The organism is Curtobacterium sp. RIT-PI-V (assembly GCF_025642935.1).
GTDB lineage: Bacteria > Actinomycetota > Actinomycetes > Actinomycetales > Microbacteriaceae > Curtobacterium.
The window spans coordinates 69,769-95,332 of record NZ_JANZKM010000015.1 but is presented as its reverse complement, the minus strand read 5'-3'; the positions used below and the strand labels follow the sequence as shown (position 1 = coordinate 95,332).

The 25,564-nt window shown below is 72.4% G+C and carries 30 protein-coding genes; 11 read left to right on the top strand and 19 right to left on the bottom strand.

Going from position 1 to position 25,564, the window contains the following annotated elements; translation table 11 throughout:
* Positions 1 to 78 precede the first annotated feature (78 nt).
* From OGL88_RS11020 to OGL88_RS11010, 3 genes are read right to left on the bottom strand one after another with little or no spacing between them, the layout of a single operon-like run.
* Positions 79 to 759 carry a response regulator gene (locus tag OGL88_RS11020; protein WP_263091388.1) on the bottom strand — a complete coding sequence of 227 codons (681 nt, stop codon included), beginning with the start codon at positions 757 to 759 and terminating at the stop codon, positions 79 to 81.
* A complete protein-coding gene (locus OGL88_RS11015) occupies positions 741 to 2,015 on the bottom strand; it encodes a sensor histidine kinase (protein WP_263091387.1) in 1,275 nt (424 codons plus the stop codon). Before OGL88_RS11015 ends, OGL88_RS11020 begins: the two co-directional genes overlap by 19 nt.
* A 10-nt stretch (positions 2,016 to 2,025) precedes the next feature.
* Positions 2,026 to 2,700, bottom strand: a complete 675-nt coding sequence (locus tag OGL88_RS11010; RefSeq protein ID WP_123673682.1) for a peroxiredoxin-like family protein — start codon at positions 2,698 to 2,700, stop codon at positions 2,026 to 2,028.
* Positions 2,701 to 2,847: 147 nt separating this feature from the next.
* On the opposite strand from OGL88_RS11010, the gene OGL88_RS11005 reads away from it, so the two are divergent.
* On the top strand, positions 2,848 to 3,186 hold the full coding sequence (locus tag OGL88_RS11005) for a YciI family protein (protein ID WP_263091386.1): 339 nt from the start codon (positions 2,848 to 2,850) through the stop codon (positions 3,184 to 3,186).
* On the opposite strand, the gene OGL88_RS11000 is transcribed toward OGL88_RS11005, so the two are convergent.
* Complete coding sequence (locus tag OGL88_RS11000) at positions 3,092 to 4,318, bottom strand: MFS transporter (protein ID WP_263091385.1); 1,227 nt, start codon at positions 4,316 to 4,318, stop codon at positions 3,092 to 3,094. The genes OGL88_RS11005 and OGL88_RS11000 overlap by 95 nt on opposite strands.
* 53 nt (positions 4,319 to 4,371) lie before the next feature.
* Between OGL88_RS11000 and OGL88_RS10995 the strand changes: the two genes are divergently transcribed.
* Positions 4,372 to 4,932: a TetR/AcrR family transcriptional regulator gene (locus tag OGL88_RS10995; RefSeq protein WP_263091384.1), complete on the top strand. Its 561-nt coding sequence runs from the start codon at positions 4,372 to 4,374 to the stop codon at positions 4,930 to 4,932.
* A gap of 118 nt (positions 4,933 to 5,050) precedes the next feature.
* Complete coding sequence (locus OGL88_RS10990; RefSeq protein WP_263091383.1) at positions 5,051 to 5,944, top strand: alpha/beta hydrolase; 894 nt, start codon at positions 5,051 to 5,053, stop codon at positions 5,942 to 5,944.
* A 118-nt stretch (positions 5,945 to 6,062) separates the two neighbouring features.
* Here the strand turns inward: OGL88_RS10990 and OGL88_RS10985 are convergent, their stop codons facing one another.
* Entirely contained in the window at positions 6,063 to 6,545 is a 483-nt protein-coding gene (locus tag OGL88_RS10985; protein WP_263091382.1) for an ATP-dependent zinc protease family protein, read from the bottom strand.
* 87 nt (positions 6,546 to 6,632) lie between these two features.
* Between OGL88_RS10985 and OGL88_RS10980 the strand changes: the two genes are divergently transcribed.
* On the top strand, positions 6,633 to 7,826 hold the full coding sequence (locus OGL88_RS10980; protein WP_263091381.1) for a RimK family alpha-L-glutamate ligase: 1,194 nt from the start codon (positions 6,633 to 6,635) through the stop codon (positions 7,824 to 7,826).
* Between the two features lie 70 nt (positions 7,827 to 7,896).
* Here OGL88_RS10980 and OGL88_RS10975 read toward each other — a convergent pair whose 3' ends face one another.
* Positions 7,897 to 8,073, bottom strand: a complete 177-nt coding sequence (locus tag OGL88_RS10975) for a hypothetical protein (protein ID WP_263091380.1) — start codon at positions 8,071 to 8,073, stop codon at positions 7,897 to 7,899.
* Between the two features lie 107 nt (positions 8,074 to 8,180).
* Here OGL88_RS10975 and OGL88_RS10970 point away from each other — a divergent pair, with 107 nt between their 5' ends.
* Genes OGL88_RS10970 through OGL88_RS10960 form a run of 3 tightly spaced genes read left to right on the top strand, consistent with a single transcriptional unit; the run spans position 8,181 to position 12,978 of the window.
* Positions 8,181 to 9,287: a 3-oxoacyl-ACP synthase III gene (locus OGL88_RS10970; RefSeq protein ID WP_263091393.1), complete on the top strand. Its 1,107-nt coding sequence runs from the start codon at positions 8,181 to 8,183 to the stop codon at positions 9,285 to 9,287.
* A complete protein-coding gene (locus OGL88_RS10965; RefSeq protein WP_263091379.1) occupies positions 9,284 to 11,998 on the top strand; it encodes an alpha/beta fold hydrolase in 2,715 nt (904 codons plus the stop codon). Before OGL88_RS10970 ends, OGL88_RS10965 begins: the two co-directional genes overlap by 4 nt.
* Positions 11,995 to 12,978 carry an NAD-dependent epimerase/dehydratase family protein gene (locus OGL88_RS10960; RefSeq protein WP_263091378.1) on the top strand — a complete coding sequence of 328 codons (984 nt, stop codon included), beginning with the start codon at positions 11,995 to 11,997 and terminating at the stop codon, positions 12,976 to 12,978. Before OGL88_RS10965 ends, OGL88_RS10960 begins: the two co-directional genes overlap by 4 nt.
* A gap of 71 nt (positions 12,979 to 13,049) precedes the next feature.
* Here the strand turns inward: OGL88_RS10960 and OGL88_RS10955 are convergent, their stop codons facing one another.
* The 13 genes from OGL88_RS10955 to OGL88_RS10895 form a co-directional block, all read right to left on the bottom strand.
* Complete coding sequence (locus OGL88_RS10955) at positions 13,050 to 13,625, bottom strand: gamma-glutamylcyclotransferase family protein (protein ID WP_263091377.1); 576 nt, start codon at positions 13,623 to 13,625, stop codon at positions 13,050 to 13,052.
* Positions 13,626 to 13,707: 82 nt separating this feature from the next.
* Positions 13,708 to 14,541: a hypothetical protein gene (locus OGL88_RS10950; protein WP_263091376.1), complete on the bottom strand. Its 834-nt coding sequence runs from the start codon at positions 14,539 to 14,541 to the stop codon at positions 13,708 to 13,710.
* Positions 14,531 to 15,070, bottom strand: a complete 540-nt coding sequence (locus OGL88_RS10945; protein ID WP_263091375.1) for an RNA polymerase sigma factor — start codon at positions 15,068 to 15,070, stop codon at positions 14,531 to 14,533. Before OGL88_RS10945 ends, OGL88_RS10950 begins: the two co-directional genes overlap by 11 nt.
* A gap of 100 nt (positions 15,071 to 15,170) precedes the next feature.
* Entirely contained in the window at positions 15,171 to 15,362 is a 192-nt protein-coding gene (locus tag OGL88_RS10940) for a hypothetical protein (protein WP_263091374.1), read from the bottom strand.
* A gap of 38 nt (positions 15,363 to 15,400) precedes the next feature.
* The gene (locus tag OGL88_RS10935) at positions 15,401 to 15,817 is read right to left on the bottom strand and encodes an MFS transporter permease (RefSeq protein ID WP_263091373.1); all 417 of its coding nucleotides are present in this window, start codon (positions 15,815 to 15,817) and stop codon (positions 15,401 to 15,403) included.
* Complete coding sequence (locus tag OGL88_RS10930; RefSeq protein ID WP_263091372.1) at positions 15,814 to 16,896, bottom strand: Asp23/Gls24 family envelope stress response protein; 1,083 nt, start codon at positions 16,894 to 16,896, stop codon at positions 15,814 to 15,816. Before OGL88_RS10930 ends, OGL88_RS10935 begins: the two co-directional genes overlap by 4 nt.
* Positions 16,897 to 16,972: 76 nt before the next feature.
* Positions 16,973 to 17,146 (bottom strand): CsbD family protein, encoded by a 174-nt coding sequence (locus OGL88_RS10925; RefSeq protein WP_205463067.1) that lies wholly within the window; start codon positions 17,144 to 17,146, stop codon positions 16,973 to 16,975.
* A 98-nt stretch (positions 17,147 to 17,244) separates the two neighbouring features.
* Positions 17,245 to 17,808, bottom strand: a complete 564-nt coding sequence (locus tag OGL88_RS10920) for a hypothetical protein (protein WP_263091371.1) — start codon at positions 17,806 to 17,808, stop codon at positions 17,245 to 17,247.
* Positions 17,805 to 18,380 carry a DUF6286 domain-containing protein gene (locus tag OGL88_RS10915; RefSeq protein WP_205463065.1) on the bottom strand — a complete coding sequence of 192 codons (576 nt, stop codon included), beginning with the start codon at positions 18,378 to 18,380 and terminating at the stop codon, positions 17,805 to 17,807. The genes OGL88_RS10920 and OGL88_RS10915 overlap by 4 nt, the downstream gene beginning before the upstream one ends.
* 9 nt (positions 18,381 to 18,389) lie before the next feature.
* Complete coding sequence (locus tag OGL88_RS10910; RefSeq protein ID WP_123291765.1) at positions 18,390 to 18,707, bottom strand: hypothetical protein; 318 nt, start codon at positions 18,705 to 18,707, stop codon at positions 18,390 to 18,392.
* A complete protein-coding gene (locus OGL88_RS10905; RefSeq protein WP_123291766.1) occupies positions 18,704 to 18,895 on the bottom strand; it encodes a DUF2273 domain-containing protein in 192 nt (63 codons plus the stop codon). The genes OGL88_RS10910 and OGL88_RS10905 overlap by 4 nt, the downstream gene beginning before the upstream one ends.
* Entirely contained in the window at positions 18,892 to 19,359 is a 468-nt protein-coding gene (locus tag OGL88_RS10900; RefSeq protein ID WP_205463064.1) for an Asp23/Gls24 family envelope stress response protein, read from the bottom strand. Before OGL88_RS10900 ends, OGL88_RS10905 begins: the two co-directional genes overlap by 4 nt.
* 161 nt (positions 19,360 to 19,520) lie before the next feature.
* Positions 19,521 to 20,729 (bottom strand): AraC family transcriptional regulator, encoded by a 1,209-nt coding sequence (locus OGL88_RS10895; RefSeq protein ID WP_205463063.1) that lies wholly within the window; start codon positions 20,727 to 20,729, stop codon positions 19,521 to 19,523.
* Positions 20,730 to 20,843: 114 nt separating this feature from the next.
* Between OGL88_RS10895 and OGL88_RS10890 the strand changes: the two genes are divergently transcribed.
* From OGL88_RS10890 to pgi, 4 genes are all read left to right on the top strand, one after another.
* On the top strand, positions 20,844 to 21,134 hold the full coding sequence (locus OGL88_RS10890; protein ID WP_111084793.1) for a metal-sensitive transcriptional regulator: 291 nt from the start codon (positions 20,844 to 20,846) through the stop codon (positions 21,132 to 21,134).
* Positions 21,135 to 21,169: 35 nt separating this feature from the next.
* Positions 21,170 to 21,388, top strand: coding sequence for a heavy-metal-associated domain-containing protein (locus tag OGL88_RS10885; protein WP_240347422.1), 219 nt, complete (start codon positions 21,170 to 21,172; stop codon positions 21,386 to 21,388).
* Complete coding sequence (locus tag OGL88_RS10880; RefSeq protein ID WP_263091370.1) at positions 21,385 to 23,622, top strand: heavy metal translocating P-type ATPase; 2,238 nt, start codon at positions 21,385 to 21,387, stop codon at positions 23,620 to 23,622. The genes OGL88_RS10885 and OGL88_RS10880 overlap by 4 nt, the downstream gene beginning before the upstream one ends.
* A 167-nt stretch (positions 23,623 to 23,789) precedes the next feature.
* Positions 23,790 to 25,511 carry a glucose-6-phosphate isomerase gene (pgi, locus tag OGL88_RS10875; protein WP_205463062.1) on the top strand — a complete coding sequence of 574 codons (1,722 nt, stop codon included), beginning with the start codon at positions 23,790 to 23,792 and terminating at the stop codon, positions 25,509 to 25,511.
* The last annotated feature ends 53 nt before the right edge of the window (positions 25,512 to 25,564 follow it).

Here is a 25,564-nt window from a genome sequence, read left to right as displayed (position 1 = left end):
ACGCGTCGAACGTCTCGTGGAACGTCGGACTTCGCGGCGGCGGCGGCGGCGGCCGGTCGGTCGGCGAGTCGGCCTCGGTCAGCCGGCGACACCGTGCTCGAACGCCCAGACGACGGCCTGGATCCGGTCCCGCAGCGCGAGCTTCTGGAGCACGTTCGACACGTGGGTCTTCACGGTGGCGTCACCGACGTACAGCTCGGCGGCGATCTCGGCGTTGCTGAGCCCCCGGGCGAGCAGCCGGAGCACCTCGGTCTCGCGCTCGGTGAGCCCGGCTGCTGCCAGGGCGGCGGCGTCGGAGCGGTCGGGGGCACGGCCGCTCGCAGCCGGGGCCGCCGTCGCCCGGCTGATCACCCGGCGCGTGACGTCGGGGGCGAGCAGGGCGTCCCCGGCGGCGACGGTCCGGACGGCGTCGATCAGCCGTTCGGGGGAGGCGTTCTTCAGCAGGAAGCCGCTGGCACCCGCCTCGAGCGCCTGGAAGAGCGCGTCGTCGCTGTCGAACGTCGTCAGGATGAGCACCGCCGGCGGGTCCGGCAACGCCGCGATCCGCCGAGCGGCCTCGAGCCCGTCGACGCCGGGCATCTGCACGTCGAGGCACACCACGTCGGGGCGCAGGGTCCGGACGGCCTCGACCGCACGGGCTCCGTCGGGGGCTTCGCCGATCACCCGCAACCCCGGCTCGGACTCCAGGATCACGCGGAACCCGGCGCGCACGAGCTCCTGGTCGTCCGCGAGCACGATCGTCAGGTCGTCGGCAGCCATGCCCGCACCAGGTAGCCTCCCCGGGCGCGTGGCCCGATCTCGATCCGTCCGTCCACCGCGGCGACCCGCTCCCGCATGCCGATGTGCCCGAGGCCGCTGCCCGACGGGTTCCGCGCAGCACGGTCGCCGTGCCCGTCGTCGGTGACCTCGACCTCGACGCCGTCGTCGAGGTACCGGAGCCGGACGTCCGCGCGGGCGGTGGGGCCGGCGTGCTTGAGGACGTTCGTCACGGCCTCCTGCACGATCCGGTACGCCACGGCGGCGACCGTCGGCGGCACGGGACGCTCGTCGCCCACGACCACGTACTCGGTCGGGTGACCGGCGACCCTGGCGGACTCGGCGAGCTCGGCGATGCGTGCGATGCCCTCGGTGCTCGGAGCGTCCCCGACACCATGGTCGCCGGCGCCCGGTTCGTCTGCCGACCGCAGGGTGCCGAGCATCCGCCGGAGCTCCTCCACTGCCGTGCGCGCGCTCTCCTCGACCACGCCGAGCGACGCCGTCGCCTGGTCGGGATCACGGTCGATGACCCGTCGGGCAGCGCCGGCCTGCACGCCCATCAGGGACACGTGGTGGGCGACGACGTCGTGCAGTTCGCGGGCGATCCGGACGCGCTCGATCGTCACGGCCTGGGCGGCGCTGCGCTCCCGTTCGGCCGCGAGCTCCGCGGTGCGTTCGTCGAGCTGGTGCCGGGCAACCGCCGAGGCCCACGCCCGGTTGCCCGCGTACCAGGCGGCACCGAAGTAGATGACGTTGATCACGATGTTCAGCAGCGAGTACGCGATGTACGGCGGGATGAGGGAACCCTCGTCGTTCGGCAGCGCGTTCGGCACCGCCCACCCGAACGAGATCGCGATGAACAGCCACGCGAACATCCCGCCGATGACGACCCACCGGACCGCCTCGGCACGCACCCGGTCGGAGCACCACGCGCCGACCGAGTACAGCGAGATGAACAGGGTGAAGTTGACCAGGAACACCTCGGGCACCTGCAGCAGCTGCGTGGCCGCGAACGCCAGCGCGGACACCACGGCGGCCGACATCGGGAACCGGCGGCGGAACGCGATCGGGACGGCGTTCGCGACGATCATCAGCGCCGAGACCCACCAGGCCGCCTGGTCGTCGCCGTAGGTCCCGGCCGACCCGTACAGGACCGTGGTGACGGCCAGGCCCGCGGCGAGCACGAGCGCGAGCACGGCGTCCTGCCGGTGCTCGCGGCGCCCCACGGGCAGCCGCGACCACTCCGTCGTCGTCCCCATGCAGAGAACGCTAGCGGGTGCCGCCCTCGTCCAGGCCGTCGAGGGCCTCGAGGACCGTTGCGACCTCGGTGCGCGTCGTGTAGTCGACGTGCACGTCCACGAACCGGACCACACCGTGTTCGTCGATGACGAAGACCGAGGGGAACGGGATCGCGGCGGTTCTGTCGGCGTTGCTGTCGGCGACGTCGAACCCGAGCTCCGTGTGGGCTGCTCGAGCCTCCGGGCTCGGTGCCGTGACGACGCCGAACCGACCGGCGAGCACGTTCTCCGGGTCGGACAGGACCGGGAACGCCAGCTCGCCGTTCGCGATCGACAGCTCGGTGCCCTCGGGGGTCTGCGGCGAGACGGCGACGAGGCGTGCCCCGCGTCCCTGCAGTGCGGGGAGCAGCTCCTGCTGGTAGGTGCGGAGCGTGAGGTTGCAGTACGGGCACCAGGCGCCGCGGTAGAACACCAGCACGGTCGGCGTGTCAGAACGCGCGGCGCCCAGCGACGTGGCGGCGCCCGTCGCGTCCAGCAGCGGAGCATCCGGCGCGTCGTCCCCGACGGCGAGGACGCCGTCGGGGACGCCGTCGGCACGCAGGTCGGCCTGTTCCCGGTCGAACACGGCGCTGAGCTCGGGGCCGATCTGCGCGGTGAAGCCGGCGTTGAACTCGTCGACTCGACGAGCGATGGTGTCGTGGGGCATCGGGTACTCCGTGGTCGTGGGCGGCCGGGTCGCCGTCGGAGGGAGCGTAGGCACGTCCCAGGGTTCGCGGTCCCGTCGCCCGTCACGGAGCGTCACGGAAGCGGGTGGTCGGGGAGTAGCCTCCCGCCAACGAGCAGGGGAGTCACCATGCAGTTCCTCGTCAACGTCATCGACGACGGGCAGGCCGTCGCCGCCGGTCGGACGGAGTCGGCCACCGAGGCCGAGGCCACTGCGGTCGACGCCCTGAACGAACGCCTGGGTGACGCCGTCGTGTTCGCCGCCGGGGTGTCCGCGCCCGCCGACGGCACCGTCGTCGACGCCCGCGGTGGCGGTTCGGACACCACGCCCGGACTGGCGGCCGTCAGCTCCGAGTTCGTCGCGGGGTTCTGGGTCATGGAGCTGCCGGACGCCGAGACCGCGCTCCGTGTGGCGCACGAGGCGTCGCAGGCGTGCAACCGGAAGATCGAGCTGCGTCCGCTCCTGTGACGGCGGCGTCACCGTGCGGAGGGCCTCCGCGCCTGCCGACCGCGGCGGGCACGGCGCTCGCCGCGGTGACGCCCGCCCCGACCAGGAACGTCGCCGCGTAGCCCGCCGTACTGACGAGCGCTCCCGCTGCCGCCGCTCCCACGGCCTGCCCGAGCACGAGCGCGACGAAGAGCATCGACGTCCCGGCCGACGACCGCGCAGCGTCGAGTTCGGTCGTCCAGGCGATCAACGCGCCGGTCGCGGCCGTGTAGCCCCAACCGAACACTGCACACGCCAGCATCGCCAGCGCCGTGGACTGCGGCGCGAGCCCGAGTGCGACGACCGCCACCGCCACGGCGCCCGCGGTCAGCGCCCAGAGCGTCCGTGCACGGAGTCCGCTCGTCCACCGTGCCGTCACGGCGACCGCAGCACCGCCGACCCCGAGCGCGATCCACGCCGACACCGACACCACGACGGGCGCGCCCGCGTCGACCAGCACGGAGCGGCCGTACGTCCACACGACCGCCGACCCGGCGCCGAAGAGCAGCGCGAGCGCGATGACCCGTCGGTGTGCTGCGAACCACGCCGTCCCCGGTGCGGCTGGCCGGTCGCCGTCGGACCCGCTCCGACGGGACACCGTGAGCAGCACGATGCCGACGACGAGCGCGAAGACCCCGGACCACGTCCAGGCCGTCCGCCAGTCCGGCAGGAGCACGAGTGCGAGCGCCCCGGCGGCGACCAGCCCCGGACCGGTCCCCGAGTTGACGACCGCCTGCGCCGTTCCCTGCGCGGAACCGGGCACCGCGCGTGACACGAGCTGCACGAGGGCCGGGGAGGCGAGCCCGGCCCCGGTGGAGGCGACCACGGCGGCGATCCCGAAGGGCCACGGCCCCGGCGCCGCTGCCATCGTGAGCGCACCGACCCCGGCGACCGCGGCGGCTGCGGCGACGAGCACCCGGGGGACGCGTGCGGCGACCAGGAACCCGACCACCGCGCCGATGCAGTACATCGCCGAGGCCCCCGAGGAGACCCACCCAGCAGCGTCCGGGCGCAGGCCGAGGTCGCGTTGGACGTCGGGCAGGAAGAGGCCGAACGCCAGGCGTACCAGCCCGTACGTCGCCGCGATCAGGGCCAGCCCGCTGCCGAGGAGCACCCACTGTCGTAACGAAAACGATCGTTTCACTTTTGAGAGCCTAGGGTGCTTGCATGGCGATGCGTCCAGGAACCGAGCAGCGGCTGCTCGACGCGGCCGAGGAGCTTTTCTTCACGCGCGGCATCGCCGCCACCCCGATCGACGCCGTGCTCGACCGCGCCGGGATCTCGAGCGCCACGCTCTACCGCGGCTACGCGAGCAAGGAAGCCCTGGTCGCCGCGGCCCTCGACCGCCGGCACGACGACTGGCTCGCCACGTGGGACCGCGCGGTCGAGGCCGCTCCGGACGATCGTGGGCGCCTGCTCGCGGTGTTCGACGCGCTCGACGACTACCGGTCGACCGCCGCCGGCTCGCGTTGGTGCGCGTTCCTCGGGACCGCTGCCGAGTACGCGGACGCCCCCGCCGAGGTGCACGAGGTGCTCGACCGCGAGACCGGTGCGCTCCGGACCCGGCTGACCGAACGTGCCGCATCCGTCGTCGGCGAGCGCGCCGGCGCCCTGGCCGATCAGCTGCTGCTCGTCGTCTCCGGGTACCTCGCGATGCGTCTGCGCGATCCGTCGGTCGGCACGGCGACGGCGCGCACGGTCGCCGCCGCGCTCGTCGCAGCAGCCTGACCGCTTGTCAGCGCCCCGGGTTCTCCGACGCCACGCTGGGTATCTTGCCCGGTGTGCAGCGACTCTCCTCGACCCTCGTCATGCAGCGCGTGACCTCTGACGGAACGGTGCCCCTCGGATGACCCGTTCGCGTGCGTCGACGATCACCCGTCGGTCGCTGCTGATCGGGGGAGTCGGCATCGTCGCCGCGGGTGCAGCCGCCGAGGCGGTGGACCTCGACCTCCTGCCCGGCCGGTCGACGATGTACCGCGTGCTCGGGCTCAACGGTGCCGACGGCACGATCCCCGACGTCGACCCGGTCCCCTCGGTCTCCGGCACCTTCGTGTCGGCGGCCCGCGCGGGGCGCACGGTCGGCTGGACCATCGCCGCTCCGGAGTCGGACACCCCGCTGCCGGTGGCCGTCGCACTGCACGGCTACGGCGACGACCACGCGGCGTTCTTCGGGCGGGAGCTCGGCTGGGACCGGTTCCTCGCGGCGCACATCGCAGACGGTGGGGCGCCCTTCGCGATCGCCTCGATCGACGGCGGCAACCGGTACTGGCACCACCGCTCGGACGGGGACGACCCTGCAGCGATGGTGGTCGACGAGTTCCTGCCCCGGATCGCACGGCGGGGGTTCGACACCGACCGGCTCGCGCTGACCGGGTACTCGATGGGCGGGTTCGGTGCGCTCCGGCTCGGCGGGGTGCTCGGTGCATCCCGCGTCCGCGCGGTGTCGGCGATCAGTCCGGCGCTCTGGACGTCAGCAGCGGAAACCGCCCGCGGAGCCTTCGACGACGCGGCCGACTTCCGTGCGAACACGGTCCTCGGTCGGCAGCGCGCGCTGGACGGCATCGCGGTCCGTGTCGACTGCGGCAACGGCGACGGGTTCGCTCCGGCGGCCCACGCCTACGTCGACGGCTTCGCGACGCCGCCCGCCGGGGGCTTCGAGCCCGGCGCCCACACGCACGGCTACTGGCGCCGCCTGGCACCGCAGCAGCTCGCCTTCCTCAGCCGCCACCTCGGTCGCTGACCCGACCCGCGCCCTGGGCGATCACCGAGGCGGACGGGAGGCCCGTGGCGGCCCCGCACCGCGCCTCCAGACCGTCGACCGGTCGCGTCCACGGCCCGTGCCGCGAGGCGAGCAGCGATCAGGCTCGCCCGCGGTTGCGGCGCCGGATCTCCTTCGGCGCCCGACCAGCCATGAAGGACCTCGCAGGATCGACGAGGAAGCCCTGCCGCAGGGCCTCGCGCCCGACGAGCATCCGGAACCCCATCTGGTCACGGTTGCTCAGGGTGACCTCGGACTCGACGGCGCGCCCGGCCAGGGTGATCGTGGTGAGCACGACGATGCGCTCCTGGGTGTGCCCGGTCGAGCTGCGGATGATGCGCCGGTCGTGCACGTCGCACTCGATCGTGACGGCGTCGGCATCGGTGTCCTGCCACGGGTGCACGGAGAACCGGACCCGGTCGCCGGGCAGTTCCTCGAGGTCGAACGCGTGCAGTGCCGAGCTGCGTGCACCGGTGTCGAGCTTGACCTTGATCCACGGCAGGCCGAGCTCCGGCAGGCCGGCCCACTCGCGCCAGCCGGCGACGACGAGCCCGCCGTCGGGGGACTTCGGAGCACGGGCCATGGCCCCATCTTGTCGTACGCCCGAGAGCGGTGTTCGCGTGCTTGGATGGACCGTCGCCGTCGATCCCACCCCGCGGAGAACCCCTCGATGAAACTCGCCATCCTGTCCCGCGCCCCGCAGGCGTACTCGACCCAGCGCCTCCGTGCCGCAGCGCTCGACCGCGGCCACGACGTCAAGGTCCTGAACACCCTGCGCTTCGCGATCGACCTGTCCGGCGACGACCCGGACCTGCTCTACCGCGGCAAGCTCCTGTCCGACTACGACGCAGTGCTGCCCCGGATCGGCAACTCGATCACCTACTACGGCACCGCCGTCGTGCGGCAGTTCGAGCAGATGGACGTGTACACGCCGAACACCGCGAACGGCATCACGAACTCGCGCGACAAGCTCCGTGCGAACCAGATCCTGTCCCGACACGACATCGGCATGCCGGCGACGACCTTCGTGGCCGGCCGCAACGACGTGCGCGGGGCGATCGAACGGGTCGGTGGCGCGCCCGTCGTCATCAAGCTCCTCGAGGGCACGCAGGGCATCGGCGTGATCCTGGCACCGGAGGCGAAGGTCGCCGAGTCGATCGTCGAGACCCTGCACTCCACCAAGCAGAACGTCCTGATCCAGTCGTTCATCTCGGAGAGCCGCGGCCGGGACATCCGTGCGCTCGTCGTCGGCGACCGCGTCGTGGCCGCGATGCGCCGGACGGCGTCCGGCGACGAGTTCCGGTCGAACGTGCACCGCGGCGGCACCGTCGAGAAGGTCACGCTGTCGCCCGAGTACGAGGCCGTGGCCGTGCGCTCGGCGCAGATCATGGGCCTCAAGGTCGCGGGCGTCGACATGCTCGAGGGCAACGACGGCCCGCTCGTCATGGAGGTCAACTCGTCACCGGGGCTCGAGGGAGTCGAGCGCGCGACCGGTCTCGACATCGCGGGCGCGATCATCGACTTCATGGCGAACCAGGTCGCGTTCCCGGAGATCGACGTCCGGCAGCGCCTGTCGGTGTCGACGGGGTACGGCGTCGCCGAGCTCCTCGTGCACACGAACGCCGATCTGGTCGGCAAGACCATCAAGGAGTCCGGACTCTGGGACCGCGACATCACGGTGCTCACCCTGCACCGCGGTTCGAACGTCATCCCGAACCCGCGCAGCGGCGTCGCTCTCGAACCCGGCGACCGCCTGCTGTGCTTCGGCAAACTCGAGGAGATGCGCTCCATGGTCCCCGAACGCCGGAAGCGTCGGGCGAAGGTGCGGAAGCTTCCCAAGGAGCCGCTCCAGTCGGAGAGCTGACGGACCGGAGGCCCGGCCCGCGTCCCCCGCGAGGGGAGCGCGAGCCGGGCCTTCCGTCTCGAGCCTCGGTTCAGACGCCGCGCACGTCGCGTTCGCGGCGGCGACGCCCGAGCAGCCGCAGGACGACACCCAGGCCGAGAGCACTCAGCGCTGCGACGAGCCAACCGCCGAGCTCGGCGCAGTGGTCAGGTTCGTTGCCGGCCTTGTCCTCGACCACGATCTCGAGGTCGTGGCTGCCGTCGTTCAAGGGCGAGTCGAGCTCGATGTGCAGTACGTTGCGGCGCGGCGGATGCGATTCGGCGTATCCGGATCGCACACACAGCCCGGATGGGGAAGTATGTATCGGTGACGATCATGACGGAACGGCCGGTCGACCGGGCAGCGAGCGGTGAACGTGCAGGCAGTGAACGGACGCCGAGCAGCGAACCCGAGCAGCCCGGCAACGCCACGGCGAAGCACCACAACGTCTCGCTGCTGTCCGTGGCGACGACGACGGCCGATCGCGTGACGACCTCTGCGGACATCGAGGCCCGGCTCCGCGGCGTGCTCCGCCGACTCCGTCTGCCGATGGGCCTGCTCGAGCGCGTCGCCGGTGTGATCGAGCGACGCAACTGGGGCGAGGGCCAGACCTTCCAGGACGCCGCCATCGACGCCGGTCGTCGCGCGATGGCCGAGGCGGGTGTGCGTCCCGACGAGATCGGGCTGCTCATCAACACCTCGGTGACCCGTCCGCACCTCGAGCCGTCGGTCGCCGTGCGCCTGCACCACGGGCTCGGCCTGCCGTCGTCGGCGATCAACTTCGACATCGCGAACGCGTGCCTGGGCTTCGTCAACGCCATGAGCGTCGCGGCGGGCATGATCGACTCCGGTCAGATCAAGTACGCGCTCGTCGTCGACGGCGAGGACGCCGACCAGGTGCAGCTCAACACCATCGACCGTCTGAACCAGGGCGGACGGAACCGCAAGGACTTCATGAGTGAGTTCGCCAGCCTGACCCTCGGGTCCGGCGCCGCAGCCGCCGTGCTCGGCCCGGCGGACCTGCACCCCGAGGGTCACCGGATCGTCGGCGGCGTCACCCGCGCGGCGACCCAGTGGTACGACCTGTGCGTCGGCAGCGTGGACGGCATGTTCACGGACGCCAAGATGCTGCTCAAGGGCGGCATGGAGCTCGTCGTCGCCGCGTGGACCGAGGCCCGCGCCCACTTCGACTGGGCGAACATGGACCGCTACGTCCTGCACCAGGTCTCCGATGTGCACACCAACGCGTTCGTCGAGGCCATCGGCATCCCGCGAGACAAGGTCCCCACCACGTACCAGCGGTTCGGCAACGTCGGTCCGGCGTCGATCCCGATCACCCTGGCCGACGAGGTCGAGTCCGGCGGCATCCGCCGCGGCGACCGCGTGTTCCTGGGTGGCGTGGGCTCCGGCATCAACACGGCGATGATGGAACTGCACTGGTGAGGTCCCGGCTTCCCCGCGTCGCCGCGAGCACGGCTCCGGCGACGCAGCCGCCCTCCCTGCCCGGTCTCGATCCGGCGTGGTCGCGTCTGGTCACTGTCCCCGCGTGGTCTGCAGAGCGAACGGGAGGAACGGATCGCGCCGCGCGCACCTGGCACCTCCTCGACACGGCCGGGTCCCTGGCCGCGCTCGGCGTGGAACCGGTCGGCACCATCCTGTGCGTGCACGGCAACCCCACGTGGTCGTACCTGTGGCGGTCGGTGCTCCGCACCTCGCTCGAGGTCGCACGGGCCGGTGGCCCGGCCTGGCGCGTGGTCGCCGTCGACCAGCTCGACATGGGCTTCTCGGAGCGCACCGGGGTGGAACGGGGGCTGCCGCAGCGCGTCGCAGACCTCGGAGCACTGACCGACGAACTCGGGCTGACCGGCCCGGTCGTCACCCTCGGCCACGACTGGGGCGGCGTGGTGTCGCTCGGCTGGGCGGTCGACCACCCCGACGTCCTGGCTGCCGTGATGACGTGCAACACCGCCGTGCACCAGCCCGACGACGCCCCGATCCCGGCGCCGCTGCGGCTCGCCCTGGGGCCGGGGCTGCTCGGCCGTGCGACCGTCGTGACGCCGGCGTTCCTCGAGACGACACTCGGCATCGCGCACCCGAAGCTCGACCGTGCCGTGGCCGACGGCTACCGTTCCCCCTACCGCGGTGCGGCACGTCGTGGTGGCATCGGCGGGTTCGTGGCGGACATCCCCGTCGACGCCCGGCACCGGAGTGCTCCCGAGCTCGACCGGATCGCGGCCGGGGTCGCTGCGCTCGACGTCCCGGCGCTGCTGCTCTGGGGTCCCCGCGACCCGGTGTTCCTGGAGCGCTACCTCGACGACCTGTCCGAGCGGCTGCCGCAGGCCGACGTGCACCGGTTCGAGGGTGCCGGGCACCTGCTGCCCGACGACGCCGACGTGGCGGGCGCGGTGTTCGACTGGATCGGCGACCGCCTGCCGGACGGACACGTGCCTGCGTCGGTCACCACGGGCCTCCCGGCCGGAGTGCAGCACACGAGCAGCGTGAGCCGCCCGCTCGGCGCCGCGCTCGAGGACCTGCGCGACAGCGACGAACCCGCCCTGGTCGAGATGGCCGCGGCCGGCGGTCCCCGCACGATCACGTGGCGCCTGCTCGCACGTCGGGTGGACGAGATCGCCGCCGGGCTGGACGAGCTCGGTGTCCGGAGCGGTGACCGTGTCTCGCTCCTCGTCACGCCGGGAGCCGACCTGACGGCCGTCCTGTACGCCTGCGTGCGGATCGGCGCGGTCGTCGTGGTGGCGGACGCCGGACTCGGTCTGCGTGGCCTGACCCGTGCGGTGCGCGGAGCCCGACCCGACTGGATCATCGGTGCGCTGCCCGGACTCGGAGCCGCTCGTGCACTCGGCTGGCCGGGGCGGCGCATCGCGACCGTCCCGTTGCCCGCGCCCGCACGGCGTGCACTGCGCGTCGAGCACACGCTCGTCGACGTCGCCCGGCGGGGTGCCCGTCGGCTGGCGCACGGTTCCGTGCTGCCCACGGTGCCGGCGCCCGACGCCCCGGCCGCGATCCTGTTCACCTCCGGGTCGACCGGACCGGCGAAGGGCGTCGTCTACACGCACGGACAGCTCGGTGCCGTCCGCGACGTGCTGGCGGCCCAGTACGACATCGGTGTCGGCACCGGCCTCGTCGCGGGCTTCGCGCCCTTCGCGCTGCTCGGCCCGGCCCTCGGGGCCCGGTCGGTGGCGCCGGACATGGACGTCACCGCGCCCCGCACCCTGACGGCGCGCGCCGTCGCGGCGTCGGTGGCAGCGGCCGACGCGACCGTGGTGTTCCTGTCGCCGGCGGCACTGGCGAACGTCGTGGCGACGGCGTCGGAGCTGACCGACGCCGACCGTGCGGCGCTCGCGCGCGTCCGGTTGTTCCTGTCGGCGGGTGCCCCGGTGTCGGCCGCGTTGCTGACCGCGGCGACCGAGCTGATGCCGAACGCGAGTGCGCACACCCCCTACGGCATGACCGAGGGGCTGCTCATGACCGATGTCGACCTGGACGGCGTCCGTTCGGCGGCGGCCTCGGGCGACGAGGGCATCTGCGTCGGGTTCCCGGCGGCGAACGTCCGGGTGCGGATCGCGCCGCTCGACACCGCGGGTGCTGCGACCGGTGCGCTCACCGACGCGGCGGGCGTCACCGGCGAGATCGTCGTCGCGGCACCGCACGTGCGCGACCGGTACGACCGGCTCTGGCGGACGAACCGCGTCGCGCGCCTCGGTGTCGAGGACCCGCGCGGACACCGCACCGGCGACGTCGGACACCTGGACGCCTCCGGGCGGCTCTGGGTCGAGGGGCGGATGCAGCACGTACTCACCACCCCGCACGGCGTCGTCACCCCGGTCGGACCGGAGCAGCGCATCGAGGGCGTACCCGGGGTCGGCCGTGCCGGCGTCGCGGGGATCGGCCCGCGCGGCACGCAACAGGTCGTGGCCGTCGTCGAGACCACCGGCAGGCGACGTGCCCGACGGCCCGCCCTGGCTCCGCCGGCGTTGGCTGCTTCGGTCCGGGCCGCGGCCGGGGTCCCGCTCGCTGCCGTGCTGACGGTCCCCGTGCTGCCGACCGACATCCGGCACAACTCGAAGGTCGACCGCGCCCGGCTGTCCCGCTGGGCGACCTCGGTGCTGTCCGGTGGACGGATGGCCCGCCCGTGACGGTCCTGGTCACCGGGGCGAGCGGCTTCCTCGGACAGGCGACGGCCGCTGCCGTGCGGGACGCTGGGCACGAGGTCCGCACGTTCCAGCGACGGCCGTCCGGCGTCAACGGCGTCCAGGACGTCGCCGGTTCGATGACCGACGTCGCGGCGGTGGCCCGCGCGGTCGACGGGGTCGACGCCGTGGTGCACCTCGCCGCCAAGGTCTCCCTGGCGGGTGACCCGGCCGACTTCGTCCGCGTGAACGTCGACGGCACCCGAGCGCTCGTCGACGCCGCGCGGCGTGCCGGTGTCCAGCGGTTCGTGTTCGTCTCGTCACCGTCGGTCGCGCACACCGGGTCGTCGCTCGTCGGCGCCGGGGCCGGTGCCGCCGAACCGCAGCACGCGCGCGGCGACTACGCCCGCACGAAGGCCGCGGCCGAACTCCTCGCGCTCGAAGCCGACGCCCCCGGGTTCGCCGTCGTCGCCATCCGGCCGCACCTGGTGTGGGGCCCGGGGGACACACAGTTGATCGGCCGCATCGTCGAACGGGCACGGTCCGGGCGACTGCCGTTGCTCGACTCCGGTGCCGCCCTGATCGACACCCTGTACGTCGACAACGCCGCGTCGGCCATGGTCGCGGCGCTCGGGCACGCTGCGGACGACGACGTGCACGGCAACGCCTACGTCGTCACGAACGGCGAGCCCCGGCCCGTCGCGGACCTGCTCGCCGGGATCTGCGCGGCCTCGGGTGTCCCGGCGCCGCGGTGGCACGTGCCGGCAGCGGTCGCGCGCGTGGCGGGTTCGCTGGTCGAGGCCGTGTGGCGGGTGCGTCCGGGCCAGGACGAGCCGCCGATGACGCGGTTCCTCGCCGAGCAGCTCTCCACGGCGCACTGGTTCGACCAGCGCCGTACCCGTACTGACCTGCAGTGGGCCCCGTCGGTGTCGATCGACGAGGGCCTCGCGCGCTTGGCGGCGGCCGCGGCCCGAGTCTCGCGCTGAGCGACAGTTCTCGGACGGTGCGCCCCGAGGAGTGTCGCGCAGCCCGAGTCTCGCGCTCACGCGAACGCGGCTCAGACCTCGTCGGCCGCCACGTAGACCCAGGCCGACAGACCCGAGGTGAGCTCGACCCGGATGCGCTGGTAGTCCGACACCTCGTAGGCGTCGACGGCACGCAGGTGCCACTCGTGGCCCAGGGTCAGGGCCACGCCGTCGACGACGTTGCCCGCTGCGCCCCGGCGGAGGATCGGGTGGCGGTCCGAGCCACTCGCCCGGATGACCTCGGGGTCGGTGATCGTCACCCAGTCGAGTCGCCAGCCGGGCAGCGTGTCCGGGGTGGTGGGGACGTGTTCGCCGAACAGCGACTCCTGCACGAGCGGCTGCCGCAGCGTGCCGTACGAGAACACCCGGTGCGTGGTGCCGGGCCACGCTGCGGAGCGACGGATCGGCTTCGGACCGATCGTCGGGGTCGACGTCCACACGAGTGCGCCGGTGACGCCGGTGAGGCCGAGGTGCAGCAGCCCGGCGACGACGAGGAGGATCCCCCAACCGGCGCCGGCGGCGATCGCGATGATGCCGACGACGAGACAGACGAGCGCGAACGCGCCGAGACCGATGACCCAGCGCTGGCCGGGGGAGAGACGCTTCACGTCGCGAGGGTAGCGGACGGGAGGCCCGGATCACGTGCGCCGATCGGCGCAGGTGATCCGGGCCTCCTGTCCGGACGCGGCGTCAGCCGCAGAACTCCGGCGGTGGCGACTGGTCGACGGTGCTGACCCAGACCGAGTTCGCCCGCTCGCCCGAGCCCACGGGTGGGAACCGGAAGCTCACGAACACCCCGTTGACGGTGGTCGTCCAGCCGCCGTAGGGCGAGTCCGACGGCTGGGCGGCGTCGTTGCCCGGCTCCGTGTAGTGCAAGTCCGGGTACGCCGCTCGCAACTCGGTGAGGGTGCTGCCGGTCCCGAGTCCCGCAGCCGTCGTCGGTCCCGCCACCTCGTCGGAGTTCCTCCCGACCATGACGCTCGCGATCGTGCCGTCGTCGCCCTTCACGACGGTCAGTGCCGGGTTGTTGCGGTCGTCGGGGTACCAGAACACGACGTTCGGGTTGAGGCAGCCGTCGCTCGCCGTGTACACGCCGTCCAGGTCGTCCGTCTCGGCGGTGTACTCCCCGCCGAGCGCGATCGGCCCCACCTCGCTGCCGGAGATCGTCCACGTGTCCGGGTCCGACAGCGAGTACGGCTCCCGTGTGGAGGTGGGCGTCGCCGACGGTGTCGACGTCGGCGTCGGCTGTCCGACGACCGGGGCGCCCGACGGCGTCTCGATCGGCGTCGGTGCCGTGGACGGCGACGCGGTCGGAGTGGGCTCCGCGGTGATCGACGTCGGGATGAGGCCGAGTGCGACCCCACCGCCGGCGGCTCCGAGCAGGAGCACCCCGACGACGCCGATCGCGATGCCGACTCGACGGCCGTGGCGCTTCGGGCGAGGGGTGGCCTGCTCGAGGACGTTCTGCTTCATCGAGACGAGCATGCGCTGCAGGTCGTCTCCCTCGGGAGGTTCAGTGTTCATCGTGCGTCACCGCCTTCTTGAGTCGTCGGCGGGACCGCGAGACCCGCTGGGTGACCGCTCCGACACTGAGTCCGAGCAGCTGTGCGGCCTCGGCGTAGGAGTACCCCTGCAGCAGGCACAGCTCGCAGATGCGGCGATCGGTCTCCGGCAGCGCGGCGATCTCGCTCCGGACCCACCGGAGTTGCTCGGAAGCATCGGTGGTGTCGGCGGGGGCGGCGAGGTCGAAGGGCAGTTCGTCGCCGGCGTGCTTCGCGTTGCGCCGACCGAGGTTCTTCGCGTGGTTGCGGCACACGACCAGCAGCCACGGCAGGAGCGTGCCGGTGGGGAGCTGGAGGCCGTCGGCGCGTTGCCAGAGCGTCAGGAACGTGTCCTGGACCAGTTCCTCGACGTCTTGCTTGCTGCCCGCGATCGCCCACGCGTACCGGGTGAGCGTGGGCGCGAACCGGTCGAACGCGGTCGCGAGTGCTGCTCTGTCCCCCGAGGCGAGGCGCCGTGCGAGGCCGGCGTCGTCATCTGCGGTGTTGTCCACGGTGCTCCCTTCACTACGACAATGTCGTGAAGAGGCCGAACATGACACGGATCACGACACGATGCGTCCGTGTCGTGATCCGATGGTGATGCGGGAGGTGTCAGCCGTGCCGCTTGGCGGCCTTGGCGATCTTCTTGCCCAGCTTCTTGCGGGCCTTGCGAGCGTACGGGTCGTTCCAGGCCTTGCGGACGGTCTCGCTCTTGGACGTCTTGATCACCGGACGGTTGGCGCGGGAGCCGAACCAGAACCCGACGAGGACGATCAGGCCGATGACGATGATGCGGTTGCGCATGGTGGGACTCCTTGGTCGATGGTGCAGGTGCTGTCGGATCAGCCGGTGAAGCGTTGCCAGAGCTCGGTGACGATCGGCCACACGTCGCCAGCGCGGTCGGCGGACCCGACGGCCACCAGCACCACGGGCACGATCGTGACGGCGATGCTCACCAGGACGGCGAGCACGACCGAGATCGTCGCCGTCGTGGTGTGTCGACGGGTGAGCGCCAGCGCGAGGAGCGCCAGCACGACGACCAGCCCGAGGACCGCGACGACCGTGACCCGCACGAACGGGAACGGCACGAGGCCCGCGGTCGTGGCGGTGACGCCGCCGAGGAACCCGACCAGGGGCAGGAACGCCCCGAGCAGGACCCCGGCGACCAGGACCACGCCGATGCCACCGGCGATCCACACGCCGCGCGGCCGTGGCCGCCGGGTGCGGGGCCGACGGCCGCCGGACCAGGCGGTGGTCACGGTCGGTCCGCGGTCGGGACGGTCGGCTGGTCGCCGTCGCGGGCTGCTGCCCGCGCTGCCTCGCTCGCGTCGGCTGCGGCGTCGGCGGCGTCCTGCGCGGCGTCCTCGGCCGAGTCGGCGGCACGCACGGCGGCGTCGGCAGCCGTCTCGGAGACCACGACGGGGGTCGCAGTGTCCTCGTCGGCGACGGCCGCACGTGCGCGGCCGGCGGCGTCGCGCGCGGTGTCGGCGGCGTCCCGTGCGCCCTCGGATGCACGGTCGAGCGCATCGGACGCGGCTTCGTGCACGCGGCCGGCGGTGGCGGTCGTCGCGTCCACGGCCTGTTCCGCGGCGTCCGCGGTGACGTCGGCGGCACGCTTCGTGGCGTCCGCGGCCTGGTCGGCGGCCTGCTTCGTGGCCTCGGCGGTGGCCGAGGCAGCACGCTTGGCAGTGTCGACCGTCGCTTCGGCGGCACGCTTGGTGGCGTCCGCGGTGACCTCGGCCGCCTGCTTCGTGACGTCGGCCGTGGCGTCCGCAGCGCGCTTCGTCGCCTCGGCGGCCTGGTCGGCTGCCTGCTTCGTGGCGTCGACGGTCGCCGTCGCCACGCGCTTGGTGGTCTCGCTCGTCGCCTTGGCGGCGTCCTGCACGGCATCACCGACAGCGGTGGCCGCACGCTCGACGGGCGAGGGCTCGTCGTCGAACGGTCCGTGGACGTCCAGCACGCGGACGTCCACGGTCGTCGGCACGGAGGCGACCTGGCCGGCTGCTGCGGCGACCTGTCGCTTCACCTCGTCGGCGACCTCGCGGACGTTCCGTGGGTAGGTCACGATCACGGAGACCTGCACCGCGAAGGTGCCGTCCTCGTCGTCGACCTGCACGCCTGCGGTCCCGGCGGAGCGGCCGAGCCGCTTCCGCAGTTCGTCGGCGGCTCGGGACACGGTCCCGCCGAGGTGGTGCACGCCGGGCACGCCGAGCGCCGTCTCCGCCGCGGTGCGCGCGATGAGCATCGCGGGGGTCGCGTCGTCGGGCAGCGGCTCCGTCAGTTCTGCGGGCAGGGCCACCTCGGTGACCTGCGTGTGCGCATGGGGGTCGTGCTGCATGGTTCCTCCTCGTTCGGGTCCGCGGAACGCATCGGGGCACTCGACGTCGCGAGTGCCCCGACACGCATCGAGCGTCCTAGTTCTTGAAGACGTCCTTGACGTCCTCGCCGGTCTTCTTGACGCTCGCAGCGGCCTGGTCCTTCTGGCCCTCGGCGACCTTGGAGTCGTCGTTCTGGGCCTTGCCCACGGCCTCCTTCGCCTTGCCGGCGAGGTCCTGGGCAGCGTTCTTGATCTTGTCGTCGAGTCCCATGACGGGTCCTTTCATCGGTCGGGCGTTCGCCCGGTGGTGGGTGTTGCGAGGGTCTTCGGTGGGCCGGGAGGCCCGGGGGTGCGTCCGCCTGACGGGTGTCAGTGGACGCGGGTCGACTTCGCGAGCGCCGAACGGGTGCCACCGGTGAGGTGGACCAGGACGGGCACCTGGCGGCCGAGCGTGCGGTCGAGGACCGCGACGGCGCGGTCGACGGCGTCGAGCACCGAGACGGCGTCCCCGCCGCGGCGGACCGCGACGCGGATGCGAGCGGCGCGCTGCTTGCGCACCAGGTAGGTGTCGACGCGCGAGCCGACGACGTCGCGGACACCGGCGAGCTCGTGCTCGACGACGTCGCGGACGAGTGCGACGTTCACCGTGATGGCGTCCTCACCCGAGCGCTCGCGGACGGCGACGGACGTGCCGCCCCCGCCGCGGCTGAACGCCCAGACCAGGGCGAGCACGATCACGACGGCGCAGGCGGCGGCGACGATCCAGAGCGAGGACGCGGGGACGTCCAGGTTGCTCGGCAGGTCGACGTAGGGCTTGATCGCGTCCTGCACGGCGGGCAGGACGCCCGCGCCGATCGTGAGGCCGACGACGACGGCGACGAGGCCGAGGACGAAGAGGATGATCCGGTTCATGGTCCGGTTGCTCTTGGTCATGCGAGGGTCCCCTTCTCGTCGATGCGGACGCGGACGTTGTGGCCGAACCGTTCGTCGAGGCCGCTCAGGCGGTCACGGACGGCTGCCTGCACGGCCTGCTCGTCGACCGGGATGCCGGTGACGGGCACGATCCGGACGTCGGTGCGCCGACCGCGGGCGGTGGCCGAGGCGTTGCCCTCGGGAACCCCTGCTGCCGTGCCGGCGGCGTTGGCCGCCGTGGAGGCGACGATGCGGGTGTCGATGACGACGGCGCCGCGGTCGTGCTGGACGACGGAACGGTGCTGGCGACCCGGCTTCAGGGCCAGGACGATCAGCACGACGCCCAGGACCACGAGCACGACGGCGATGACCTCGGCGATCGTGACGAACGCGGCGTCGGGCTGCAGCGCGGCATCGACGGCGGTCTGCGGGTCGGCGAGGAGCGGAGGCCGCCCGATCGCCCGCAGGACCGACTCCGTGCCGATCCACGCGGCGACCAGGGCGAGGACCACCAGCGCCACCGCCACTGCGGTCGAGCGGGAGCGGTGCACGCTCCGACGACGGATGCGTCGTTCGACGGAACCGTTGCTCATGATGGTCTCCTACCGGGTTCGGGACTCGCGCTCGCGCACGATCCCGGTGAGTTCGATGTGGGCACTGCCGACGCGTCGGCCGGTGAGTTCGCTCACGCGGCGCTTGACCTCGTCGGCGACCTGGGCCGAACGGGCGACGAGGTCGTCGCCCGCGGCGATGGGGCCGGTGACGTCGAGGGCCATCGCTCCGGCCGCGTCTCCGAGACCGACCCTGACCCGCTTGGCGGGGGCGCCGAGCCGTTCGGCTGCGACGGCCCGCGCCAGCGAGGTCAGTGCACGAGCGGTGATCTCGACGCGGCCCGGGACGACGTCCGGGCCGGCGTTCACCGGGAGCTCCGGCGCCCGGTGAGCACGTCGGTCAGGGCGCCACGGTCGATCTTGCCGGTGGCGAGGGCAGCCACGAGGGCACCGATCGCACCGAAGACGATGACCAGGACGAAGCCCCAGAACCCGAACTGCAGTGCGACGACTGCGAGGACGGCACCGATGAGGGCACCGATCAGTGTGTTGCTCATGCGACTCGCGCTTCCTTCTTCTCGTCGTTCTCGTTGTCGTCGTCGTCGCCCGGGATGAAGACGTCCTGGACGGTCACGTTGACCTCGGCGACCTCCATGCCGACGATCTGCTCGAGGGCACGTGCGACGCTGCTGCGGACGCCGTCGGCGACCTGCTGGAGCGACACGGGGTACTCGGCGACGATGACGATGTCCGCGGCGACCTGCTTCTCGCCGACCTCGACCTTGACGCCCTGACCGAAGTCGCGCTGGCCGATCGCGTCGCGGATCGCACCGATCGCGCGGGCTGCGCCGCCACCGAGCGAGTGCACGCCGTTGACCTCGCGGGCGGCGATGCCGGCGACCTTCGACACGACGGTGTCGTCGATGACGGTCTTGCCGGTGACGCCGCTGTTCGAGCCGGCGTGCGAGGTGGTCCGGGCCGCGGCGGTGGTGGCCGGGGTGGTGGTGATGGAGTCAGCCATGGTTCGTTCCTTCCGATTGACCCGCCGGGCGTTCCCAGCGGTTGCTGTTCACGGATGAGACGGGCTGCACCAGAGATTCGTCACACATGACTTTCCGGATTCGGCAGAGATCCAGGAATCCGCGGGAACACGGGGATGTGGCTGTACCCCTGGTCGTTCGCTCAGGCGGTTTCGCGTGTTCCGTCCGCCGCGTTGCGTTCTGCAGCGGCGCGGATCGCCCGGGCGCACGCCATCGGGGACTCGCCCCGCTCGGCCCGGAAGAGCTGCTGCAGGCGTCGCGGCAGGACCCCGGCGGCGTCGGCGATGTCCTGCAGGGAGAGGTCGTCGTCGGCGTGCTGCTCGATGAACGCCACCGCGCGGCGGACACGCCACGACGACCGACCACTGTCGGGTCGTGCGGACAGCGACGTGCGGAGCGTGGTGGCGGGGTCCTCGCCGAACCGCTCGCGGTAGGCGGAGGCGAACCGGCCCGCATTGGTGAAGCCCCACCGACGCGCGACCACGGCGACCCCGTCGGCACCGGGGGCCCGGTCGTCGCCCGCGCGCAGGAGCTCGCTCCGGGCGCGGTCGAGCCGGTGCTCGCGCAGGAACCGGTGCGGCGTGGAGTCGAGGGTGCGGGCGAACACGTCCTGCAGCCCCCGCTGACTGAGCCCGCAGGCCGCGGCGATGTCCGACACCGCCGGACGTTCGGCTGCGTGCTGTTCCACGTAGCGGATCGCGTCGCGCAGACGGTTCGCGACGGGGACGTCGTCGCCGCGGTTGCGGATCGGGAAGGTGTCGAGCACGACGACCGCCAGTCGACGGTTCAGCGCCGTCCGCATCGGACCGACCACGCGGTCGTCCACGAGTGCCGGGCCGAGCTCCCCGATGAGGTGGCGCAGCGGCTCGCGGCGGGCGATGACCTCGTCCTGCTGCTCGAACAGCAGCGGGCCGTCCGGCAGCCGGTAGCCGAGGTCACGCCCGACGGTCCGCAGGAACGAGTCCGCGATGTGCACCCCGTTGTAGACGGTGCCGTCGGACTCGAAGCGGTACGCCTCGGACGCACTCGCGATGTACGGGCTGCCCGGCTCGACCACGCGCGTGCGGTCGGGGAAGTGCATCTCGAGCCGGCCCCTGGTGAGCCAGAAGACGACGTGGTCCTCCCGCGCCCCGATGACCCCGCCGCGTCGCCCGCCCTCGGCGCGCATGGTCCGCAGCGTCAGGTCGTCGTCGCCCACCACCGTGTACTCGTAGCGGGTGTCGTTCGTCGCGTACGTCTCCGAGGCGAAGTCGGACCCGCGGTACTCCGCCTCGAAGATGTCGGAGTAGTCGGATCCGTCGCCGTCGGCGAACCGCAGTCTGCGGAAGCCGTTCGTCGCCGGATCGGTCATGGTCGAAATCATGACATCGACGGCACGGCGAGGTGAATACCCTCGTTCGTGTCCGCGGGTCGATCCGAGGGAATACCCTAGGGGGGTACCGTATTGAGGACCGTGGAGGCTGCCATGCACGAACACGTCGGCTACATCGGCGACAAGGACGACCTGCTCAAGCGGCTCCGTCGCGCCGAGGGCCAGGTGCGCGGCATCGCCCGCATGGTCGAGGACGAGACGTACTGCATCGACGTCCTCACCCAGATCTCGGCGGCGAACCGGGCGCTCGAACGCGTGGCGCTGTCGCTGCTCGAGGACCACCTCAAGCACTGCGTCGCCGAGGCGGTCGCCGAGGGCGGCGACGCCGCGGACGAGAAGGTCCGCGAAGCGAGCCAGGCCATCGCCCGGCTCGTGCGCTCGTGACCGCCGTCCGCACCCGAACCACAGGAGGAGACACCGTGACCACCGAACTGCTGCTCGTCGAGGGCATGACCTGCGAGCACTGTGTGCTGAGCGTGACCGAGGAACTCACCGAACTCGAGGGGGTGTCCGACGTCGCCGTCGCGCTCGTCCCCGGCGGTGCCTCGTCGGTGACCGTCACCTCGGACGCACCCGTCGACCCCGATGCGCTGCGCGGCGCGGTCGCCGAGGCGGGGTACGAGGTCGTGCCGTCGTGACGGACGGCATCGTCGAGCTCGACATCACGGGCATGACCTGCGCCTCGTGCGCGAACCGCATCGAACGGAAGCTCGGCAAGCTCCCCGGGGTCACCGCCACCGTCAACTACGCCACCGAGAAGGCGCAGGTGCAGGTCGCTCCTGACGGCCCCGCCGACCCCGCTGCCCTCATCGCCGCCGTCGAGTCGGCGGGCTACGGTGCGACCGTCCCCGCGCCGCCGACCGACACGACGGAGCCGGACGACGACGCCGACGACCCGGCCGGTGCGCTGCGCCGACGACTCATCGTGTCGACGGTCCTGGCCGTGCCGGTCGTGCTGCTCTCCATGGTGCCGGTCCTGCAGTTCCCGAACTGGCAGTGGCTCGCCCTGACGCTCGCCGCGCCCGTCGCGGTGTGGGGCGCGCTCCCGTTCCACCGCGCCGCCTGGGTGAACGTCCGACACGGTGCCGCGACCATGGACACCCTGGTCAGTGTGGGTGTGCTGGCGGCCTTCGGCTGGTCGCTCTACGCGCTCTTCCTCGGCGACGCCGGCACGACCGGCATGCACATGACGTTCTCGTGGATCGCGACCGACCCCGAGGCGACCGACCTGTACCTCGAGGTCGCCGCGGCCGTGACGGTGTTCATCCTGGCCGGCCGGTACATGGAGGCCCGCGCCAAGAAGCAGTCCGGGGCGGCACTCCGCGCCCTGCTCGAACTCGGCGCGAAGGAGGCCGCGGTGCTGCGCGACGGCGTCGAGCAGCGTGTCCCGGCGTCGGCGCTCGTCGTCGGGGACGTCGTCGTCGTGCGGCCGGGGGAGCGGATCCCCAGCGACGGCCTCGTGCAGGACGGGTCCTCGGCCGTGGACCGCAGCATGGTCACCGGCGAATCCGTCCCCGTCGAGGTGGGACCGGGCGACCGGGTGACCGGCGCGACGATCAACGTCGGCGGCCGGCTCGTGGTCGCCGTCACCCGCGTCGGCGCCGACACCGAGCTCGCCCGGATGGGACGGCTCATCGAGGACGCGCAGACCGGCAAGGCCGACGTCCAACGCCTGGCCGACCGGGTCTCCGGCGTCTTCGTGCCGATCGTCATCGCGCTCGCCGTGCTGGCGTTCGTCGGCTGGCTCGTGCTCGGCGGGTCGGTCACCGCAGCGTTCACCGCGGCCGTCGCCACGCTCATCATCGCCTGCCCGTGCGCCCTCGGGCTCGCGACGCCGACCGCACTGCTCGTCGGCACCGGCCGCGGGTCGCAGCTCGGCATCCTGATCGGCGGCCCGCAGGTGCTCGAACGGACCCGTGGTGTCGACACCATCGTGCTCGACAAGACCGGCACCGTCACCACCGGCGAGATGACCCTGCGCGCCGTGACCCCGACGGACGCGACCCTCGACGCGGACGCCGTGCTCCGGCTCGCCGCGGCCGTCGAGCAGGGTTCGGAACACCCCGTGGCGCGTGCGGTCGTCCGGGCCGCGACGGCCAGGCACCTCGACGTCCCGACCGCCGAGCAGTTCGAGTCGACCGCCGGCGCCGGCGTGCAGGCCGTCGTGGACGGCGATGTCGTGCTCGTCGGCGGGACCCGCTGGCTCGCGGCGTCCTGGGCGGTCGCCGTCCCCGACGAGGCAACGGCCGCGGTCACCGCTGCCGAAACCGACGGGGGCACCGCGGTGGTCGTCGCGCGGAACGGCCGCGTGCTCGGCGTCGTGGTCGTCGGCGACACCGTCAAGCCCGAGGCAGCCGACGCGGTCGCGCGGTTCGTGGCGCTCGGCCTGCACCCCGTCCTGCTCACCGGCGACAACGACGGCGCCGCACGGGCCGTCGCCGCACAGGTCGGCATCGAGGAGGTCCACGCCCGCGTGACCCCGGCCGGCAAGCTCGACGCCGTCCGGGGCATGCAGGCCCAGGGGCGGAGCGTGGCCATGGTCGGTGACGGCGTCAACGACGCCGCGGCGCTCGCCGCGGCCGACCTCGGCATCGCGATGGGTGCCGGCACCGACGCCGCGATCGCGGCCAGCGACATCACGGTCGTGAGCGGTCGGCTCACCGTCGTCGCCGACGCGGTCCGGCTGTCGCGCGCCACGCTCGGCATCATCAAGGGCAACCTGTTCTGGGCGTTCGCGTACAACGTGGCGGCGATCCCGCTCGCGATGGCGGGGCTGCTCAACCCGGTGCTCGCCGGTGCCGCCATGGCGTTCTCGTCGGTGTTCGTCGTGACGAACAGCCTGCGGCTGCGGCGTTTCGTACCCCGGCCCTGAGGCCGACCACCCGCCGGACGTGACGCGCGCAGCGAACGCGCCCCGCGCCTCCCGTCCGGCGGTGCGCACGACGGTGCCGACGGCACTACGCTCGAAGACGGTCCGCGACGCACTGGTGCGGTGACCTGCGGGCTGTACGTCTCGAACGTGATCCCAGGAGGACCGAAGTGACCGAATCCGCTCCCGTCGACCCCACATCGACCGAAGGCTGGAAGAAGCTCGACAGCATCGCTGCCGACTTCACCCCTGACCTGCGCGGGTGGTTCGACAGCGACCCCGGCCGTGCCGAGCAGTACACGTTCCAGGCCGCCGACCTGACCGTGGACCTGTCGAAGGGCCTCGTCACCGAGGACGTCCTCGCCGCCCTGCTGCAGGTCGCGAAGGACACCGGCGTCGCCGAGCGCTTCCAGGCGATGCTCTCCGGCGAGCACATCAACGTCACCGAGGACCGCGCCGTCCTGCACACCGCGCTCCGCCGTCCGAAGGCGACCGAGGGCCTCGTCCCGGCGGCGCCGCTGACCGTCGACGGCCAGGACGTCGACGCCGACGTGCACGCCACGCTCGACAAGGTCTACGCGTTCGCGTCGCAGGTGCGTGACGGTTCCTGGACCGGTGTCACCGGCAAGCGCATCGAGACCGTCGTCAACATCGGCATCGGCGGGTCCGACCTCGGCCCCGTCATGGTCTACGAAGCACTCAAGCCCTACGTCCAGCCCGGCCTCGAGGCGCGCTTCGTGTCGAACATCGACCCGGCGGACATCTACGAGAAGACCGTGGACCTCGACCCCGAGACCACGCTGTTCATCGTCGCGTCGAAGACCTTCGGCACCCTCGAGACCCTGACCAACGCGCGACTCGCACGCCAGTGGCTCTGGGAGAAGCTCGGCCTGACCGACGCCGGTGACGACGAGAAGAAGAACGCCGTCGCGAAGCACTTCGTCGCCGTGTCCACCGCGCTCGACAAGGTCGAGGCCTTCGGCATCGACCCCGAGAACGCCTTCGGGTTCTGGGACTGGGTGGGCGGCCGCTACTCCGTCGACTCCGCGATCGGCACGAGCGTCATCGTCGCGATCGGCCAGGAGAACTGGGAGCAGTTCCTCGCCGGCTTCCACGCCATCGACGAGCACGTCCGCACCACACCGCTCGAGCAGAACGTCCCCGTCCTGATGGGCCTGCTCAACGTCTGGTACACGAACTTCCTCGGTGCGCAGAGCCACGCGGTCCTGCCGTACACGCAGTACCTGCACCGCTTCGCCGCGTACCTGCAGCAGCTCACCATGGAGTCGAACGGCAAGCGCGTGCGCTGGGACGGCTCGCCCGTCACCACCGAGACCGGCGAGGTCTTCTGGGGCGAGCCCGGCACGAACGGCCAGCACGCGTTCTACCAGCTCATCCACCAGGGCACCCGCCTGATCCCGGCCGACTTCATCACGGTCGCGAACCCGGCCCGTCCGCTCAAGGACGAGACCGGTGACGGCAAGGGCGTCGCACCCGGCACAGACGTGCACACGCTGTTCCTGGCGAACTTCTTCGCGCAGACCAAGGCGCTGGCGTTCGGCAAGAGCGCCGACGAGGTCCGTGCCGAGGGCACCACCGACGAGGGAATCGTCGCGGCGCGCACGTTCCCGGGCAACAAGCCGACGACGTCGATCCTGGCGCCGGAGCTCACCCCGAGCGTGCTCGGCCAGCTCATCGCGCTCTACGAGCACATCGTGTTCACCGAGGGCACGATCTGGGGCATCGACTCGTTCGACCAGTGGGGCGTGGAGCTCGGCAAGCAGCTGGCGCTGCAGGTCACGCCTGCCGTCGAGGGCGACCAGGCCGCGCTCGACGCGCAGGACGCCTCGACGAAGGCGCTCATCGCGAAGTACCTGGAGCTGCGCAAGTAGCGACGTACTCACCTGACGGACGGGAGGCCCGTGGCGGATCTGCCACGGGCCTC

Excerpts from the sequence above, each read along its gene's own strand:
- OGL88_RS11020 (WP_263091388.1), bottom strand. The coding sequence starts at position 759 with ATGGCTGCCGACGACCTGACGATCGTGCTCGCGGACGACCAGGAGCTC.
- OGL88_RS11015 (WP_263091387.1), bottom strand. The coding sequence starts at position 2,015 with ATGGGGACGACGACGGAGTGGTCGCGGCTGCCCGTGGGGCGCCGCGAG.
- OGL88_RS11010 (WP_123673682.1), bottom strand. The coding sequence starts at position 2,700 with ATGCCCCACGACACCATCGCTCGTCGAGTCGACGAGTTCAACGCCGGC.
- OGL88_RS11005 (WP_263091386.1), top strand. The coding sequence starts at position 2,848 with ATGCAGTTCCTCGTCAACGTCATCGACGACGGGCAGGCCGTCGCCGCC.
- OGL88_RS10995 (WP_263091384.1), top strand. The coding sequence starts at position 4,372 with ATGGCGATGCGTCCAGGAACCGAGCAGCGGCTGCTCGACGCGGCCGAG.
- OGL88_RS10990 (WP_263091383.1), top strand. The coding sequence starts at position 5,051 with ATGACCCGTTCGCGTGCGTCGACGATCACCCGTCGGTCGCTGCTGATC.
- OGL88_RS10985 (WP_263091382.1), bottom strand. The coding sequence starts at position 6,545 with ATGGCCCGTGCTCCGAAGTCCCCCGACGGCGGGCTCGTCGTCGCCGGC.
- OGL88_RS10980 (WP_263091381.1), top strand. The coding sequence starts at position 6,633 with ATGAAACTCGCCATCCTGTCCCGCGCCCCGCAGGCGTACTCGACCCAG.
- OGL88_RS10970 (WP_263091393.1), top strand. The coding sequence starts at position 8,181 with ATGACGGAACGGCCGGTCGACCGGGCAGCGAGCGGTGAACGTGCAGGC.
- OGL88_RS10950 (WP_263091376.1), bottom strand. The coding sequence starts at position 14,541 with ATGAACACTGAACCTCCCGAGGGAGACGACCTGCAGCGCATGCTCGTC.
- OGL88_RS10940 (WP_263091374.1), bottom strand. The coding sequence starts at position 15,362 with ATGCGCAACCGCATCATCGTCATCGGCCTGATCGTCCTCGTCGGGTTC.
- OGL88_RS10930 (WP_263091372.1), bottom strand. The coding sequence starts at position 16,896 with ATGCAGCACGACCCCCATGCGCACACGCAGGTCACCGAGGTGGCCCTG.
- OGL88_RS10925 (WP_205463067.1), bottom strand. The coding sequence starts at position 17,146 with ATGGGACTCGACGACAAGATCAAGAACGCTGCCCAGGACCTCGCCGGC.
- OGL88_RS10920 (WP_263091371.1), bottom strand. The coding sequence starts at position 17,808 with ATGACCAAGAGCAACCGGACCATGAACCGGATCATCCTCTTCGTCCTC.
- OGL88_RS10915 (WP_205463065.1), bottom strand. The coding sequence starts at position 18,380 with ATGAGCAACGGTTCCGTCGAACGACGCATCCGTCGTCGGAGCGTGCAC.
- OGL88_RS10905 (WP_123291766.1), bottom strand. The coding sequence starts at position 18,895 with ATGAGCAACACACTGATCGGTGCCCTCATCGGTGCCGTCCTCGCAGTC.
- OGL88_RS10900 (WP_205463064.1), bottom strand. The coding sequence starts at position 19,359 with ATGGCTGACTCCATCACCACCACCCCGGCCACCACCGCCGCGGCCCGG.
- OGL88_RS10895 (WP_205463063.1), bottom strand. The coding sequence starts at position 20,729 with ATGACCGATCCGGCGACGAACGGCTTCCGCAGACTGCGGTTCGCCGAC.
- OGL88_RS10890 (WP_111084793.1), top strand. The coding sequence starts at position 20,844 with ATGCACGAACACGTCGGCTACATCGGCGACAAGGACGACCTGCTCAAG.